The organism is Oleiphilus sp. HI0086 (assembly GCF_001635225.1).
This window is the reverse complement of record NZ_LWFZ01000486.1, coordinates 1-288: the sequence shown is the minus strand read 5'-3', so window position 1 is coordinate 288 and position 288 is coordinate 1. Positions and strand designations below refer to the sequence as shown.

The 288-nt window shown below is 46.9% G+C and carries 1 protein-coding gene; it reads right to left on the bottom strand.

Annotated elements, in window-relative coordinates:
- Nucleotides 1–246, bottom strand: a 246-nt coding sequence (locus A3756_RS05990; protein ID WP_197481211.1) for a WS/DGAT domain-containing protein, incomplete at its 3' end; no start/stop codon positions are given.
- Between the last annotated feature and the right edge of the window lie 42 nt (nucleotides 247–288).

The following is a 288-nucleotide window of genomic DNA, read 5'->3' as shown; positions in this document are numbered from 1 at the left end:
TGCCAAAAAGCTGACCTTATCAGCAATCGATTCACAGCTAGTCAGGCTGATTGTTAGTGTATCGACATAGCTGGTGACCACAGCAGTTAGCGCCATGTTATCAACGATCGGTGCAACGCCTTCAAGAGATTTTAGCTCGGCGCCATTCAGAAACAAGGGAACCTTGGGGCCCGGTACATTGGTGATAATCAGGTTGAAAACGGGCTTTAGAATATTGGCTAGACGAAGGCGTGTATAAGCTTTCATGGTTAAGGAAGAAGACCACGAGGGAAGATGCTTCATGATTCG